This is a genomic window from Oscillatoria sp. FACHB-1407 (assembly GCF_014697545.1).
Lineage (GTDB): Bacteria > Cyanobacteriota > Cyanobacteriia > Elainellales > Elainellaceae > FACHB-1407.
Map to the genome: position 1 here is coordinate 22,458 of NZ_JACJSA010000014.1, position 14,365 is coordinate 36,822.

Annotated in this window: 16 protein-coding genes; 8 read left to right on the plus strand and 8 right to left on the minus strand. The window is 45.3% G+C overall.

Annotated elements, in window-relative coordinates; all coding sequences use genetic code 11:
• Nucleotides 1-95: 95 nt before the first annotated feature.
• The 4 genes from H6G89_RS21265 to H6G89_RS21275 all read left to right on the plus strand — a co-directional run bounded on the left by H6G89_RS21265 (nucleotide 96) and on the right by H6G89_RS21275 (nucleotide 1,870).
• On the plus strand, nucleotides 96-995 hold the full coding sequence (locus H6G89_RS21265) for an AraC family transcriptional regulator (protein WP_190510110.1): 900 nt from the start codon (nucleotides 96-98) through the stop codon (nucleotides 993-995).
• A gap of 117 nt (nucleotides 996-1,112) precedes the next feature.
• On the plus strand, nucleotides 1,113-1,331 hold the full coding sequence (locus H6G89_RS35200; protein WP_242060056.1) for a hypothetical protein: 219 nt from the start codon (nucleotides 1,113-1,115) through the stop codon (nucleotides 1,329-1,331).
• Nucleotides 1,328-1,714 carry a hypothetical protein gene (locus H6G89_RS21270; protein ID WP_242060057.1) on the plus strand — a complete coding sequence of 129 codons (387 nt, stop codon included), beginning with the start codon at nucleotides 1,328-1,330 and terminating at the stop codon, nucleotides 1,712-1,714. The genes H6G89_RS35200 and H6G89_RS21270 overlap by 4 nt, the downstream gene beginning before the upstream one ends.
• A 42-nt stretch (nucleotides 1,715-1,756) precedes the next feature.
• Nucleotides 1,757-1,870, plus strand: coding sequence for a hypothetical protein (locus tag H6G89_RS21275; protein ID WP_309230080.1), 114 nt, complete (start codon nucleotides 1,757-1,759; stop codon nucleotides 1,868-1,870).
• A gap of 729 nt (nucleotides 1,871-2,599) precedes the next feature.
• Here H6G89_RS21275 and H6G89_RS21280 read toward each other — a convergent pair.
• Complete coding sequence (locus H6G89_RS21280) at nucleotides 2,600-3,076, minus strand: Lrp/AsnC family transcriptional regulator (RefSeq protein ID WP_190510112.1); 477 nt, start codon at nucleotides 3,074-3,076, stop codon at nucleotides 2,600-2,602.
• A 168-nt stretch (nucleotides 3,077-3,244) separates the two neighbouring features.
• On the opposite strand from H6G89_RS21280, the gene H6G89_RS21285 reads away from it, so the two are divergent.
• Nucleotides 3,245-4,306, plus strand: a complete 1,062-nt coding sequence (locus tag H6G89_RS21285) for a fatty acid desaturase (protein ID WP_190510114.1) — start codon at nucleotides 3,245-3,247, stop codon at nucleotides 4,304-4,306.
• A gap of 51 nt (nucleotides 4,307-4,357) precedes the next feature.
• Complete coding sequence (locus H6G89_RS21290; RefSeq protein ID WP_190510116.1) at nucleotides 4,358-4,717, plus strand: amidohydrolase family protein; 360 nt, start codon at nucleotides 4,358-4,360, stop codon at nucleotides 4,715-4,717.
• 45 nt (nucleotides 4,718-4,762) lie between these two features.
• On the opposite strand, the gene H6G89_RS21295 is transcribed toward H6G89_RS21290, so the two are convergent.
• The 6 genes from H6G89_RS21295 to H6G89_RS21320 all read right to left on the minus strand — a co-directional run bounded on the left by H6G89_RS21295 (nucleotide 4,763) and on the right by H6G89_RS21320 (nucleotide 10,332).
• Nucleotides 4,763-5,632, minus strand: a complete 870-nt coding sequence (locus H6G89_RS21295; protein ID WP_190510119.1) for a sugar phosphate isomerase/epimerase family protein — start codon at nucleotides 5,630-5,632, stop codon at nucleotides 4,763-4,765.
• 13 nt (nucleotides 5,633-5,645) lie between these two features.
• Entirely contained in the window at nucleotides 5,646-6,512 is an 867-nt protein-coding gene (locus tag H6G89_RS21300; RefSeq protein ID WP_190510121.1) for an ABC transporter permease, read from the minus strand.
• A gap of 98 nt (nucleotides 6,513-6,610) precedes the next feature.
• On the minus strand, nucleotides 6,611-7,390 hold the full coding sequence (locus H6G89_RS21305; protein ID WP_190510123.1) for an ABC transporter ATP-binding protein: 780 nt from the start codon (nucleotides 7,388-7,390) through the stop codon (nucleotides 6,611-6,613).
• Between the two features lie 11 nt (nucleotides 7,391-7,401).
• The gene (locus H6G89_RS21310) at nucleotides 7,402-8,445 is read right to left on the minus strand and encodes an ABC transporter substrate-binding protein (protein ID WP_190510125.1); all 1,044 of its coding nucleotides are present in this window, start codon (nucleotides 8,443-8,445) and stop codon (nucleotides 7,402-7,404) included.
• Nucleotides 8,446-8,473: 28 nt separating this feature from the next.
• Nucleotides 8,474-9,508: an ABC transporter substrate-binding protein gene (locus tag H6G89_RS21315; protein WP_190510126.1), complete on the minus strand. Its 1,035-nt coding sequence runs from the start codon at nucleotides 9,506-9,508 to the stop codon at nucleotides 8,474-8,476.
• A gap of 62 nt (nucleotides 9,509-9,570) precedes the next feature.
• Nucleotides 9,571-10,332, minus strand: coding sequence for an SDR family NAD(P)-dependent oxidoreductase (locus H6G89_RS21320; RefSeq protein WP_190510128.1), 762 nt, complete (start codon nucleotides 10,330-10,332; stop codon nucleotides 9,571-9,573).
• A gap of 716 nt (nucleotides 10,333-11,048) precedes the next feature.
• Here H6G89_RS21320 and H6G89_RS21325 point away from each other — a divergent pair.
• A complete protein-coding gene (locus H6G89_RS21325) occupies nucleotides 11,049-11,888 on the plus strand; it encodes a polysaccharide deacetylase family protein (protein WP_190510130.1) in 840 nt (279 codons plus the stop codon).
• A gap of 3 nt (nucleotides 11,889-11,891) precedes the next feature.
• On the plus strand, nucleotides 11,892-12,884 hold the full coding sequence (locus H6G89_RS21330; protein ID WP_190510132.1) for a fatty acid desaturase: 993 nt from the start codon (nucleotides 11,892-11,894) through the stop codon (nucleotides 12,882-12,884).
• A 286-nt stretch (nucleotides 12,885-13,170) separates the two neighbouring features.
• Here the strand turns inward: H6G89_RS21330 and H6G89_RS21335 are convergent, their stop codons facing one another.
• The gene (locus tag H6G89_RS21335; protein WP_190510134.1) at nucleotides 13,171-14,106 is read right to left on the minus strand and encodes an alpha/beta hydrolase; all 936 of its coding nucleotides are present in this window, start codon (nucleotides 14,104-14,106) and stop codon (nucleotides 13,171-13,173) included.
• Nucleotides 14,107-14,365: the final 259 nt, after the last annotated feature.

Here is a 14,365-nt window from a genome sequence, read left to right on the forward strand (position 1 = left end):
ATATTTTTTGCTGTGCTAGTTTAATCATCTGAGGCGATTCGAGAGCCGTTCATTGAAATTCGATAAACTACAAGTAGCAGTAATTTCTAGCCTTCATGCCAGCTATGGATCAATTGCCACAGGTTGATATGACTCACCATACTCATCCGGCGCTTGCTGATCATCCGACGTTGTCCAGTGAGCAGTCCGGGTGGAATGGCATTTTTTTCCATCACTATGATCATCCGGCTCACCAAAGTCCAACCCATCAATGGATGCAGCATATTGTTGGCATCACAGGACAGGGCGGACATCCAGTTGAGTCGGAACATCAGGTAGAGGGGCAACTTTTAAGCTGCTACTGTCAACCGGGTGAAATGTTGTTTATCCCGGCTGGGATCAACTATTCGTCGCTCTGGCATGAGGCAGGCGAATTTTCCCTATTGGGAATTTCCCCTCAGTTTCTTGAACAGATTGCACATGAATCGATTCGAGTGAAGCAGATTGAGTTGATTCCACACATCGGGGTTGGCGATTTGCTGGTACAGCAGATTGGATTGGCTTTGAAAGCAGATATTGAAGCAAAACATCCGGCAGGTCGAATGTTTGGAGAATCGCTCGCAACGGGCTTAGTCATTCATCTTTTGAAGCAGTATTCCGTCTGGCAACCTCGATTGTCTGATGATACAGGTCGTTTGTCAGAACACCAGCTACAAAAAGTGTTCAAGTACGTTCAAGACCATCTTGAACAGGATATTGCTTTATCTGATATGGCAAGTGTTCTAAATTTAAGCCAATATCACTTCTGTCGGTTGTTCAAACAATCAACCGGATTAGCTCCTCACCAATACTTAAGCCAGTGTCGAATTGATCGCGCCAAGCATCTACTGCAATTCACTCAACTCACCATTACTGAAATCACACTTGCAGTTGGGTTGAACAATCACAGTTCTTTCACTCGGCTGTTTCGTCGCTATGTTGGGACGACTCCGAAAGAATTCAGAGCGTCATTGTAGAAACTCAGCAAGATTTGCACAGGTTGAGCAAAAAAGGTCAAGCTTTAAGAGAGGGGCGATCGCTACACTCTGCATATTCCATCATGAAAAGCAGTTAGTGTCCTGACAGGAGTATCTATGACGACAACTGGAGCGAGTGAAAAGCGATCGCAGTCTGATACAGCCCAACAGAAGCAACAACGATTCAAACTGAGTCTTCAGCAGAAGAACTGGGTTCTAACCTTCCACATTGGCTTTGCCGCACTGTGGACAGGAACCGTTCTCAGTATGTTTCTGATTGCACTCAGAAATAACAGCACAGCAATGCTGATGTTCTCTTCGCACTCAATTCAGTGATCAACTTACTGGATGATTTTATTGTGATTCCTGCGGCGATCGGTTCTGTCGTGACAGCAACTCTCCTTTGCTGGCAAACAAACTACGGTTTCTTCAAATTCTACTGGGTAATTACCAAATGGATTTTGACCACTGGGCTGATAATTTTTGGAACCTTCTGGTTGTTCCCCTGGGGTAACACGGCTGAGGCGATTAACGCTTTGCGCAACTCCGTAGGAACCGCCCAATTAGAAGGCTTAGATGCCTTCAGTAACCCCATTGACAGGTTTGATACAAAAGGAGTATCGATTGGATCAGCTATTCAAGTTTCGCTCCTGTTTATCATCATTGTGATTTCAACAGTGAAACCCTGGGGAAGACAATCAGCCAGAATTCAAAGTTAAAGCCTTTCCCTCTAGAACAAAAAAAGGAGCGATGCTGGACTGGTGCGACCGTTACTCAATAGTCAGGTGTCCAGATTTTCTGAAGTGGCAGCAGCACACCAACGGGCTAAGTCGGAGCAAGCGATCGGGAAAGTGGTGTTGCAGCAAGAGTCATGACTGTTCAAGATTATGCTCGTGACGTACCCCGATGACAAAGTCTTGTTGCATAACATGTTGACTGCAAATTGAGAATCCTTGATGTAATTGGGAAGGGAGTAGATGCATCTTGAACCTAGCCAAAAGTTTGGGTAAGTCACTCACTGTTTAATTACAAAATGATCAATGCTTCTGCCCTGTAAAACTGAACTTACTACGGGCGACAGCAGGCATTTTGCGGTTGCAACTACATGAATCATGATTTATGAAGTTAAAACCCAACTAGCTCAGATTTCCTGAGGTTAAAAATCTTTAGAAAGTAGTCAAATTAAGCCTAGCTCTATAGTCAGACCTTCTAGCAAAGCTGGAGACTTAATGAGTGGAACCGCACCAAACGCAGGTATTCTCATCGGGAGCTTATTCGTTTGATCTCTAGAAATATCATCCTTACATCTACTAAGGTCTTACTCTCGGACGTATCCCTTGGCTGCCTCTAACTCAAATTTCACGGTCGATATTGCATAACCTCTGACTCAGAAAGTTTCCTCCTACGGAATTAGCTGATTAGCCACTGTAAGCATTACTTCGCTATCACACGTGCAAAACTCCTCAAGTTGCACTGGTCGAACCAGGAGCTTGTCTCAAGTGCTTAGTTAGACAGTACAGCAACCGCTGTGACAGGATTACTGGGATACCTGTTCAATTTTTAGTTTTTGATAGCGAGTATTAAGTGATTAAGATTGTGCTTCTTTAAGAGAGTGTATATTTGTACTCGGCTTTTAACAATTTAAGAATGAAGTGTGAATCATGCCGAACAATTCCTGGAATTTGTTTTAGCTTCTCAAAGAAAGAGGTGACTTCAGTGTAACTACCAAAAAAGACATCAGCAATGATGTCGTAATGCCCTGTGGTAATTGCCACAAAGCGTACTTCCACCATTTGTTCTAATGCTTTTGCAACAGAGTCAATATAACTATTTTCAACGATCAGGGAAACGATTAGGACATGGGGAGTTCCCAACTTTTCTAAGTTGGGCCACGCTAACACTTGAACAATGCCCGATTGAAGTAATCGCTGTACTCGATAACGGGCGGTTGCTTCTGGCATATTCAACCGCTTGCCAATTTCGGTAAATGACATCCGCCCATCAATGCGAAGCAAATTAATAATGTCTTGATCAATTTCATCCAACGTTGAAATCGAATTTGGAGTGGAGCCAGACTGCATTACGGTTCTCCCTAAAATAGTAAAACTTAAAGCCGTACCATCAGATTTTAGCAAGCATTTTTTGCACAATTCCTTTTGTATTAAAGGAAACAGTTTGTTATTTTTGAATTCATTAATTTAGCTCTCACATCGAATTTTTCAAGAAATTCTTATCAACGGAGTATAGTAATGTCTTCTGTCTCCTCCGACCTGGCATTCAGGATGGGGCAACGTTCCTATGGAATGAGTGGGCTAGCGTTGTCCTATGTCCTCATTGGATATGTAGTATCCATTGTTTGTATTAGCTCTAGGTCTTGGTTTGCCAATGCTTTAGGCGTTTTTCTACTCATTCATACCTTAATATGGGCTGCTTACTTCGTACATGAATTCATTCATGGCACAGTTTTTCGGCAACCTCGTATGAATGCCTGGTTTGGCAATCTTATGTTGTTTTTGACAGGCTCGTGTTATTGTCATTTTCGTGATTTAGCTCGCAATCATTTAGCCCATCACAAAAATCGAGCTGACTTTTCTGCATTCTCAATTGCTGACTTTCTCAAATCACTGCCAAAGCCACTGACACAACTCATTGTTGCTCTGGAGTGGATGTACTTTCCAGCCGTTAATTTGATCTTGCGTTGGCTGTGCATCATGGCTCCTTTCCTGGGGCAAGCTCGTCGTGATGAACGATCGCGCACTCTTGGATTGCTGGCGTTAAGAGGCAGTTTCTTTATTGCGTTGGGGTTGTATTCGTGGCGATCGCTCCTCTTATACGGCTTCGCTTACATTTGCTTTATTAATATCTTGCGGTTTATGGATTGTTTTCAGCACACCTATGCAGTGTTTCAACTGGGGCAATCACTACCGCAATACAGCCTGGAGTACGAAGAATCCAATACCTATTCCAACCTGATGCCCGATCGCTGGCGTTGGTTAAATCTGCTATTTCTCAACTTTGGCTATCACAACGCCCATCATCGTGTGATTCATTGTCCCTGGTATTTGTTGCCTCAACTGGATGCAGAACTTTACCCATCAGACTACCGACAGCACATAACGCTCGATCGCTTCGTGAAAAACTATCACCAGTTTCGGATTCATCGTTTGTTTAACAATGGTGGAACGGTGATAGACAGCGAGCAGGGATTAGATCTTGACTCGTTTGTGGGTGCAGTAGGAGTCTCATTTTTGATTCTCAGAGAGCCTTTGGAATGGCTGAATTTAACCGTTTCAACGGCTCAACCGACTTAAACAGACTGGCTTGAACAACAATAATCATTCGCTACTAGGAGTCATCCGTCTATGGGTCGTTCCGGTTTGGGTCGTCTCTGTGTTGGGGCAAAGGCAGATATTGTCTTGATTGATTTTGATAACCTGGCGATTGGTCCCGTGTATGACCCAATTCGATCGCTGGTACATCTTGCCAACGGCAGTATGGTTGATACGGTGATCATCGATGGGCAAATTGTGCTGGAGCACAAACAGCTACTTGTTTGCAATGAAGCAGAGGTTCTACATAGCGCAAAAACATGGGCACAAGACTCTTGGGCAACCGCACCGGAACGCCATTGGGCAGGACAAACCATCGACGAACAGTTTCCGCGATCGCTCAAACCCTGGCAAGAATCGGTCAGCCCTCCTCAACTCCAACTCAATGTTTAGCTTTCTGTGGTGAGGAGGTCAGTTGAATTGCTTCCTCACACTTCATCAAGCCTTGCTGGAGAAGACATGGCTAAACTGCTGTCGTTGTCGCTCTGCCATCCAGCAGGTGATCTCCCACACATCAGCAACAGGCATTCCTGTGAAAGGTAGTGTCTGCATGTAGCCATCCCACAAAAACTCGGGTGTCATCGTCACTTGAGTCATGCCTTGTTGCGCCTGTGCCTGCCAAATCAGATTCCACCAACGCTCATGTGCTGCCAAAGCGGTTGCGTATTCGGGCGCACGGGGATCGGTGACTTGAGCATGTTGAGCATACCCAACGCGACAATGAATATGCATCGCTCGTTGAGCGCATAATTCTAGAATTGACCATTCCGTGTCAATCAGGCGTTCGCACACGACACACCAATGGCTAAAGTCACAAGTCAACTTCATCGCTGGAAAATGCTGCAACAAATCGCGTGTGATCCAGGGATTAAACAGCGATCGACTGCGGTGCGTTTCAAAGCTAATGGTGACTCCAGAGACGCGCTCCAATTCCAATGCACGCCCGAAGAAATCGACATTCTGCTGCCACGACCAGGCATCATATCCGCACATCGTTGAGACAAACAATGCACCCATCTCAGCCGCTTGATCAACTGTCCACTTCAAATCACTGAGATGATCGTCAAGGGTGCGATCGCCACGCGGTATCCACCAATCTCGTTCACTGGTGGGATCAGTCCCCGTTGTGGCTTCAGCAACAAAAGCAAGTTGGCGATCGCGCAAGTGTTGACGCAATGCCCTTCGCTGAGATTCATCCTTGGGAATGGGTCCCTCAATGCCGTTAAATCCAGCCGTAATGGTTTGCTCAATCAACTCATCTAGGTCGCTAGAACCCGACCACACGGTACGTAATATTAATAATTTCATGGATACCCTCGATCTAACTTTTGTTGACTGCCCAGGGAACAGTCAGCTTAAAGATCAGCTTAAAGATGCAGTCAATGCCCAGTCCAATTAAGCCAATCAGAATGATACCAACAAAGATTTCATCTGTCTTTAAAAAGCGTTGAGCCATCATGATCATGTTGCCTAACCCTGAGTTGGCTCCAACTAACTCCGCTACTACAACAAAGTTCCAGGCTCCAGCAACATTAATTCGCAAGGTGTCAATAATATTGGGCAGTGTTGCTGGAAAGATGACATGTAAAAACACATCTTTGCGGTTGACCCCCATGGTGTAAGCGGCTCTCAGGAAATCATTTGGGATAAATTTGACTGCATCGGCAATCATTAACGTGTTATAGAAGAAGCTACCCAGGAAAATAATCACCACTTTTGAGGGTTCTCCCAATCCCACCCACAAAATGATCAGTGGAATGAAGGCAGCCGCAGGCATGTATCGGAGGAGAGCAACAATGGGTTCAAATAGCCCCTCCATGCTTTTGAAAGTGCCGATTAGCAGCCCCAACGGAATGCTAATCAACGCGGACATTAGAAACCCCCACGCCACTCTAGAAATGCTTGTCAGCGCATGATGAATCAATTCGCCACTTTGCAATAGGGCGATCGCTTGTTGAATCACTCCAGTTGGAGTTGGGAGAAACAATGGCTCTACAAATCCTCCGTAGGTTAACAGTGCCCATCCCAACACAGGCAACAGAAGGGAGAGTGCCACCATCATGTAATAGAGCTGTTTAGGAATATCGCTACGGATCTTCCAAAATACCGATCGCCGTTGACGAGATGGAGTCGTCGATTGTTGCTCAGTTTTCACAATTGGAATGGATAGTGGCGTTTGAGTTTTCATAAAAGATTTCCATTTTGTTTGCGCTGGCTTGGGCATCGAGTGACCTTGGAAGATGCGATCGCTTGCACAGGATCTTGAGTTTTTGATCGTGAATGGTACTAACCAGCAACGGCTAAGATTTCATCTCGAATTAACTGCAAAACTTCTTGTCGTTTACACTGAAACAACTCAGTTCCTTTGATTGATAGGTCACGTTGATCGTCAAATCCTAACTGCACTTCAGCTTTTAGCTCACCTGGACGAGACGACAACACATAAATACGTTGAGATAGAAATACAGCTTCTTCAACATCATGCGTCACCATAAAAATGGTTTTGTGGGTTTGTCGCCAAAGCTGCAACATAAACTCTTGCAACACCTCTTTTGTTTGAGCATCCAACGCACCAAACGGTTCATCCATCAGCAAAATGTCAGGTTCATTCGCCAGAGCACGGGCGATCGCTACTCGTTGTTTCATGCCTCCAGACAGCGTTCTCGGAAGCGCATCTGCAAACCGAGTTAACCCAACGATTTCAAGGTAATAAGCCACCCGTTGTCGCCGCTCAGTCAGGGGAACTTTCTGCATCTTCATCCCAAATTCCACATTTTGAGCCACTGTTAACCAGGGGTAGAGTGTGTAATTTTGAAACACCATACCCCGATTAGCTCCGGGACCATCAATTGGTTTCCCTTCTAATAAAATCTCACCAGAAGTTGGTTCTTCTAATCCGGCAATCAGATTCAGCAGTGTCGATTTGCCACAACCCGATGCCCCAACCACACAGACAAATTCATTCCGGTAAACCGTGAGATTGATGTTCTTGAGTGCAACGATCGCCCCTCGTTTGCCCGGAAAGCTTTTGTAAAGATTGCGAATAACCAATTCAGAGTGATTCATGGTGGAACCTTTTATCCCTTCAAATACTGTTCAACAAAACCGCGATCGATATACGGCTCAATCGAGTCTGGCTTACGGGTGATCAGATCTTGTTGCAGCATGAAGTCGCCAATCACCTGTGAAGAGTACAACACTGATTCCATACTGTCTCCGGGTTCAAATGCTTTGAGACACTCTTCTGGGGTTAACCAGGAAAATCCTTTTAGAATTGTGTTGTATTCTTCTAAAGAAACGCCTGCTTGTTTGGCTTCAATGGGAAGCACCTCATCCAAATGTGTCTTGCGATAGTTCAACGTTTCATACCAAACGGTCATTAATGCCTGGATAGCCTCCGGTTGCTCGCTCAATACTTGATCGTGAACTACCAATGGATCGGGAATAATGCCTGGAATGTCTTTGCTGGAAAAAATTACCTTTCCTTGACCCGATTGCACAGCCTGGCTGACAAACGGCTCATAAGAATAAGCACAATCCGTTTTCCCCGCAATCAACGCTGCTGTGGCTGCATCCGCCGATTGATTAACGATTTCAACTTGATCCGCCGATACACCTCCCTGTTCTAACGCTTTCAGAAAGAGCATGTGTCCGACTGTTCCAATCTCGATCGAAGCTCGTTTCCCGACTAGATCTTGCATAGAGTTGATAGCAGGTGACACTAGGATAGCGTCTGCACCTAACGAAATATCCGTGATGGCGACAATTTTGGTTTGCAATCCGCCTGCTAAACCCGTCAACATATCTGACATTGTCATTCCAGCGACATCGACCTTTCCGGCATTAAATGCAGTCAACTGATCCGACAACACTGGAAACCAAATCACTTCTGCATTGATTCCATGAGCGGTGAAAAAATCCTTTTCCTGTGCAACCTTCCAGGGCATAAATCCTGCCCATAAATTCATGCCAATGCGTAAAGGGCGACTTTGGGAGTTTCCAGATGAGTTAGTTGATCGATCACTGCAACTGACGGTAGCGATCGCCGCCATTGTGGATAAAGCCGCAGATCGCAAAAATGAACGACGAGACAGAGCCGACAATGGAAGACGATCAGTCATAGGTTGATCCTTTTGAAATAGATGACAACTAAGCAGGATGGCGTGACACGTAATCTTGCATAAAGCGATTGTCAATCAGCGTTGCTATATCTGGAGGAGTGGTTTGCAACAGCTTTTGCTCAACCATGAAATCTGCAACGACTTTACCTGCATGAAGCAGCGATCGCGTCGTATCCCCTGGTTTGAAGGTTTCTAATGTCTGCTGTGGGGTCAGCCATTCCAAGCCTTTTTGCAACGTGGCATAGTCCTCTACAGAGACTCCGGCTCGCTTTGCCTCAATCGCGTAGGCTTCTTGTTGATGTTGATTGCGGAAGTCTAAAACTTGATGCCACACATCCACGAGTTTTTGCACTTCTGCACTGCGATGATCCAATAGGGATTGCTGAGCAACAACAGTATCGGCTATCAAGCCTGGAACATCTTTGCTCGAAAAAACAACGTTCCCTTTGCCACTATTGAGGAGTTGAGTGATGAATGGGTCGTAGGAATAAGCTACATCCAACTTGCCCGCAATAATGGCACCGATCGCGGCATCTGCCGCCATATTGACCATTGGTACAGATTGAGGATCAATGCCATTGTGAGCCAGAGCTTGCAGAAATAATAAATGACCAATCGTAGCGACCTCAACCCCTGCTTGCTTGCCAACAAAGTCTTGAACCGAATTAATCGAATTGGAGGCAACGATCGCATCTGCACCCGCCGATACATCAGGCATCAGAATTAGCTTACAAGGTACTCCATTGGAGTTGCTCATAAACAGATCGTTTAAAGTTAGATTAGCAATGTCGATCTTGCCTGCGTTGAACGCATTGATCTGATCTCCCAGGACTTGAAACCAAAGAATTTCGGCGTTGATACCAGCTGCCTTAAACAATTCCTGTTCTTCAGCAATTTGCCAGGGAATGGCTCCAGGCCACAAATTTAATCCCAATCGAATGGGCTGATCCGAGGATGCAGATGAAGATAGATTGTGCCGACTACAACCTGCGGTGATTAGCGTAGATGCAGTTGCTAAAGCAGACGATCGAATAAATGAGCGACGAGAAAACAGATGAGGCATACAAAATGTGCTCCCAAAAGGTGAACCAAACAATGCAGCGAACCAACACCAGCCAACAAATTCTAAAGAGTTGTTCGTCCTCCATCAGCCACAATCGCCGCACCGTGGACAAACACAGCATCATCACTGGCAAGAAACAGTGCAACGCGAGCGATATCATCAGGTGCGCCTAACCGCCCAACTGGGATCGATTGAATCGTGGCAACTTCTTCTGCTGTTGGGTTGCTTGCCAGATTAAATTCAGCCTGAAGCATGGGCGTTTGAATGGGACCGGGGCAAATGGCGTTAATCCGAATTCCTTTGGCAGCCCACTCGACCGATAGGGCGCGAGTGAATGCCAACACACCTCCTTTAGTGGCACAGTAGGCCGTGTAGAGCGACTGACCGACGATCGCTAATTCAGAAGCCGTGTTGATAATCACACCGCCCCCTTGCTGCACCATCGGCGGAATGGCATGTTTGCAACCAAAAAATACACCTTTGAGATTGATATTAAACAACAAATCCCAATCGGCTTCTGTGGTTTCAGTGATGGGTTTGAGAATCGAAATTCCGGCATTGTTATGCAATACGTCTAATCGCCCAAATTGCTGAATAGTCGTGGCGATCGCATCTACAACTTGTTGTTCTTGCGTCACATCAACTGCAATTGCGTGACCCGTTCCGCCTGTCTGTTCTATTAAATATTGAGTTTTTTCGGCGGCTTCTAAATTGCGATCAGCGATCACAACAATCGCCCCTTCACTGGCAAATCTCAAAGCAACAGCCTGTCCAATTCCTGATCCAGCCCCGGTAATGAGACTGACTTTGTCCTTTAATCTCACAGTCTTGCCTCAGACGTGTTGTGTTGGTGATGAGCATAGACCGGAGAAATTAAATGAATTGTGATGGCAGTTACATTATCTCAAAATTTTTACTAAATCCACAATTTTAAAGTTCAAGAGCTTGCGTTTTTTGTGTTTACGAATCAATTAATTCATGAATCATGAACAGAATAAATTTTTCATTTAGAAATCATGAATTTAAAAACTTTACATTTCAAATCACAATAAGCATCACCTGATGGTTAAAAACGGCTGTGCTAAAGGATTTGATGTATATTCAAAGTTTGTCTGATTAAATTATCCTAGTTTGAGCAACATCAATAGACGGATGCAGCGATCGCCTATACCAGCGTTATAACCTTTGCGATCAACGCGATCGCTGCACTCATCCAGATCAAATAACCCAGCCCGTCAGGCACATATCGCGTTCATAAAACAACAAATGTTTTGATATTTGATTCAGAATTTAGTAGGCGATCGACCGTTTAACTCATTTGTAGCGCAAGTAACGAATTATTTTCTCAGTCTTGAATAGCCTTGCAACAGGGTTGATTTACGTTAGTCGTTAAAACTTAGGAATAAGCAGTAAATCGCCTGGTTTCTGTGGATGCGTTGTGGCTCTCCCTAACCAATCAATCCCCTAACGCAATCCGTCATGTTGCATCAACGTATCCTACAGATTCCAAACATCATTTGAACCAATCAGGAGTTTTAGTATGCCGTTTGCTTGGGCTGCGGGTGTCCGTTGTGCTGCTGTGCTCAGCTTTGATGTGGATGGTGAGTCTGGAATGCTTCAGGCTGATCCTAAAAATAAGAATCGGCTCTCGGTTATGTCATGGGCACGCTATGGTCCTAAAGTTGGAGTCCCTCGAATCTTAGATATGCTTGAAGCAAAAGGGGTAAAAGCCACCTTTTTTGTTCCGGGTTACACCGCCGAACTCTATCCTGACTTGGTTAAGCGGATTCATGACGAAGGACACGAGGTTGGAGCACACGGCTATCTACACGAACCCGTGTCTACCCTTGACCCAATTCAAGAAGAAGCGGCCTTAGTAAAAACTTGTACCATCTTGGAGCAAATCACAGGTCGTAAACCCGTAGGATATCGTGCTCCTTTGTGGGAGGTAAACCCTTGCTCAGCGGAGATTTTAGCTCGTCATGGATTGATCTATGACTCTTCTTTAATGGATGACGATCGCCCCTACACCTTCTCAACACCTGCCGGGGATTTGGTGCAGATCCCTGTTCATTGGACAAACGACGATTGGGAACAGTTTGCCTTTTTGTATGAACCTCGCATCGGTAGTGGTGTCATCGAAAGTTGTGAAAAAGCACTCCAGGTTTGGAAAGAAGAATTTGATGGGATGCACCGCTATGGTGGAGCCTTTGTGTTAACCATGCATCCTGAATTGATTGGTCGTCCGGCACGAGTCATGATGCTAGAGCAATTAATCGATCACATGCGATCGCGTGATGGGGTATGGCTAACCACCTGTGAGGAAATCGCTCACTACCAAATCAGTCGCTCCGCTGCACTCGCCAGTACGGAGGTCTAGGGAATGACAGTTTCATCTCCGCTCGTCTCACCCCTATTCAAGAATGTGGGAGCGATCGCCTATACCTTCGCTATGTATGCTCTAGGTATTGGGTTGATCCTTGTGCAACCGTGGCAACTGAATGGGTTGGGTGTTGTTCTACTGGTTCACGCACTTGTTCTTTCCGCAACGTTTACCCACGAATTCATTCACGGCAATATCTTTAAAGATCGGCGGCTAAACGCCTTTTGGGGACAGGTGATGACCCACCTCAATGGGGGATGTTACGCCACTTGGGATGCCCTGGTCGAACATCACTTCAACCATCATTTGCATCATGCTGATTTTGTTGGATTTGATTTTCTCAAATACTTCAATACCATGAATCCGTGGCTCCGCTCCATTTATGTAGTACTGGAATGGTTGTACTTTCCTATCTTTGAATTTGAACTGCGCTGGCGGGTGATCTTAGCTCCCTGGCTTGAGCCTGAGAAACGATCGCTGCGTTGGCGAGCGATCGCATTGATGCTCTATCGTACAACTCTATTCATACTCCTTGCCTGGATTTCCTTGAAAGGATTAGTGCTCTATTTTGTAGCGTACATCTCGTTTGTCAACATCATGCGATTTGCTGATGCGTTTCACCACACATACGAATACGCTATCGTTGGACAAGCTTTTCCTAAGCGCGATCGCACCTATGAACAGGAACATACGTTTTCTAATTTGGTGTCTATCAAGTATCCCTGGCTCAACTTACTTTTTCTCAATTTTGGCTATCACAACGCCCACCACCACAACATGAGTTGTCCCTGGTATGAACTTCCAGAATTACACCAAAAGCTTTATAGCGAGAAGGGAGGGGGATTGTTACCGCTACCTCAGTTAGTTAGTAACTACCATCACTTTCGGTTGTATCGTTTGTTCTCTGGGCAAGGAGACGCCATTCTCGATGAAGGTACAACGCCTGGTTCGTTTACAGGTGGCGTTGGCGTTTCTTTTCTCACCCCTCCGTAGCAAACTCACTCCATGAGATTTAACAATGGTAATGCCAATTGCGACTGAGCAGTAAAAATTGCACAATATAAACCTTTGGAGCCCTTATCATTTAGGGCTTTCAACTGTTCTAATTTACGTGCTGTAATAATCACCCGATCGCCATGCTTGAGAACTGTTTCAGTGAGCGATCGCCCTAACCCAGTTGAGCTACCTGTAATGAACTAAACCCTTGCATAGTTGTTAGCCATGTTAATCTCCTGGAGATAGAAAATGTGACTGTATGTGAAGAAATTGAGTTCAGCGATTACACCAGATGCTTCTGCATGAAGGGGACAACGGCATCGATCGCTTTGTACATTTCAGGTGCAACATCATAGAAATTGAAGTGATACCCTTCTGACCACACCAATTCTTTTTCACTCTGCACCAACTCATAAAACTTACGGGCTTGAGCCGGAATCAAAGCATCATCGGTACTAAATACCAACACTGGAATTGTGATTTTAGAGGCTTGACTGATCGGATCAAATACCTCAACCCATTCATCCCAGGCACCCCAAAAAATCGCATTCTTCCAGTTAGGAATACTGCCACCACGATGCAAATCGAAATAATACTCACCGGGAGTGAGATTAAACCCTTCAACTTCTGGCGTGTTGGTAAAAATTTGAGTGGTCAGGAAGTCACCAGATTGCTCAAATCGCTGACGGGCATCTTCGGCTCGTTTTCGATTATGCTCCAACGTTTCCTTGCCCCAAAAGGGTTCTGCTAATGCCGGTTCGTACATCCAGGGAACCACCGCAGCCACGGCAGCGAGGCGATCGTCTTGAGCTGCAAGATACGCCGCATTGCCACCAGATGTGCAGATTCCCACCATACCAATTTTGTCTACAAAAGGTAGTGTTTTGAGGTAGGAAACTGCTGCTTGCAAATCTTTCAGTTTGCCTGCTACGTTCTCATTCTGGCGCGGTAGGCCTTCACTTTCGCCATAAGAGGCATAGTCAAACGCAAGAACCACAAATCCTTCTTGGGCTAACAGTCGAGCATAATTATCAGGCATCATTTCTTTGACAGAACTGATTGAACCCTGACAGATCAGTGTTGGATATTTGAGTGTGGAATCAAAATTAGGAGGTGTAAACAAATGTCCAACTAATTTCAACTCATCTCGCTGGAAACTAATTTTTTGTTTGGTGATGGATTGCATAAAAGTGTTGTACTTGAGGACGGATTGAGTCATTACATTCACTGGAGAAGGTTCTAAAGAGTTTATAGAGTCATGTATTGAGATAGCTGCATTGCCTGTTGCCGCAACCGCTGGGCAGACTGGGTAAAATCGTAGGTTGGATAAACCTCCAGTGCGATAGGCTCTCCCGTTTGGATTAGTCGTGTTTGAGTTGCAATCAGAGTGATTGAAGCGATAACAATGTGGTATGGGCTGATTGACTGACAAAAGTTCTGAAACCCTTGACATTCCCTGCTGTGGCTGGTGAATGGAA

What these genes read in the sequence shown, in the direction of transcription:
- H6G89_RS21315 (WP_190510126.1), bottom strand. Translation starts at nt 9,508, where the DNA reads ATGCCTCATCTGTTTTCTCGTCGCTCATTTATTCGATCGTCTGCTTTA.
- H6G89_RS21285 (WP_190510114.1), top strand. Translation starts at nt 3,245, where the DNA reads ATGTCTTCTGTCTCCTCCGACCTGGCATTCAGGATGGGGCAACGTTCC.
- H6G89_RS35200 (WP_242060056.1), top strand. Translation starts at nt 1,113, where the DNA reads ATGACGACAACTGGAGCGAGTGAAAAGCGATCGCAGTCTGATACAGCC.
- H6G89_RS21290 (WP_190510116.1), top strand. Translation starts at nt 4,358, where the DNA reads ATGGGTCGTTCCGGTTTGGGTCGTCTCTGTGTTGGGGCAAAGGCAGAT.
- H6G89_RS21265 (WP_190510110.1), top strand. Translation starts at nt 96, where the DNA reads ATGCCAGCTATGGATCAATTGCCACAGGTTGATATGACTCACCATACT.
- H6G89_RS21325 (WP_190510130.1), top strand. Translation starts at nt 11,049, where the DNA reads ATGCCGTTTGCTTGGGCTGCGGGTGTCCGTTGTGCTGCTGTGCTCAGC.
- H6G89_RS21280 (WP_190510112.1), bottom strand. Translation starts at nt 3,076, where the DNA reads ATGCAGTCTGGCTCCACTCCAAATTCGATTTCAACGTTGGATGAAATT.
- H6G89_RS21335 (WP_190510134.1), bottom strand. Translation starts at nt 14,106, where the DNA reads ATGACTCAATCCGTCCTCAAGTACAACACTTTTATGCAATCCATCACC.
- H6G89_RS21295 (WP_190510119.1), bottom strand. Translation starts at nt 5,632, where the DNA reads ATGAAATTATTAATATTACGTACCGTGTGGTCGGGTTCTAGCGACCTA.
- H6G89_RS21310 (WP_190510125.1), bottom strand. Translation starts at nt 8,445, where the DNA reads ATGACTGATCGTCTTCCATTGTCGGCTCTGTCTCGTCGTTCATTTTTG.
- H6G89_RS21300 (WP_190510121.1), bottom strand. Translation starts at nt 6,512, where the DNA reads ATGAAAACTCAAACGCCACTATCCATTCCAATTGTGAAAACTGAGCAA.
- H6G89_RS21305 (WP_190510123.1), bottom strand. Translation starts at nt 7,390, where the DNA reads ATGAATCACTCTGAATTGGTTATTCGCAATCTTTACAAAAGCTTTCCG.
- H6G89_RS21330 (WP_190510132.1), top strand. Translation starts at nt 11,892, where the DNA reads ATGACAGTTTCATCTCCGCTCGTCTCACCCCTATTCAAGAATGTGGGA.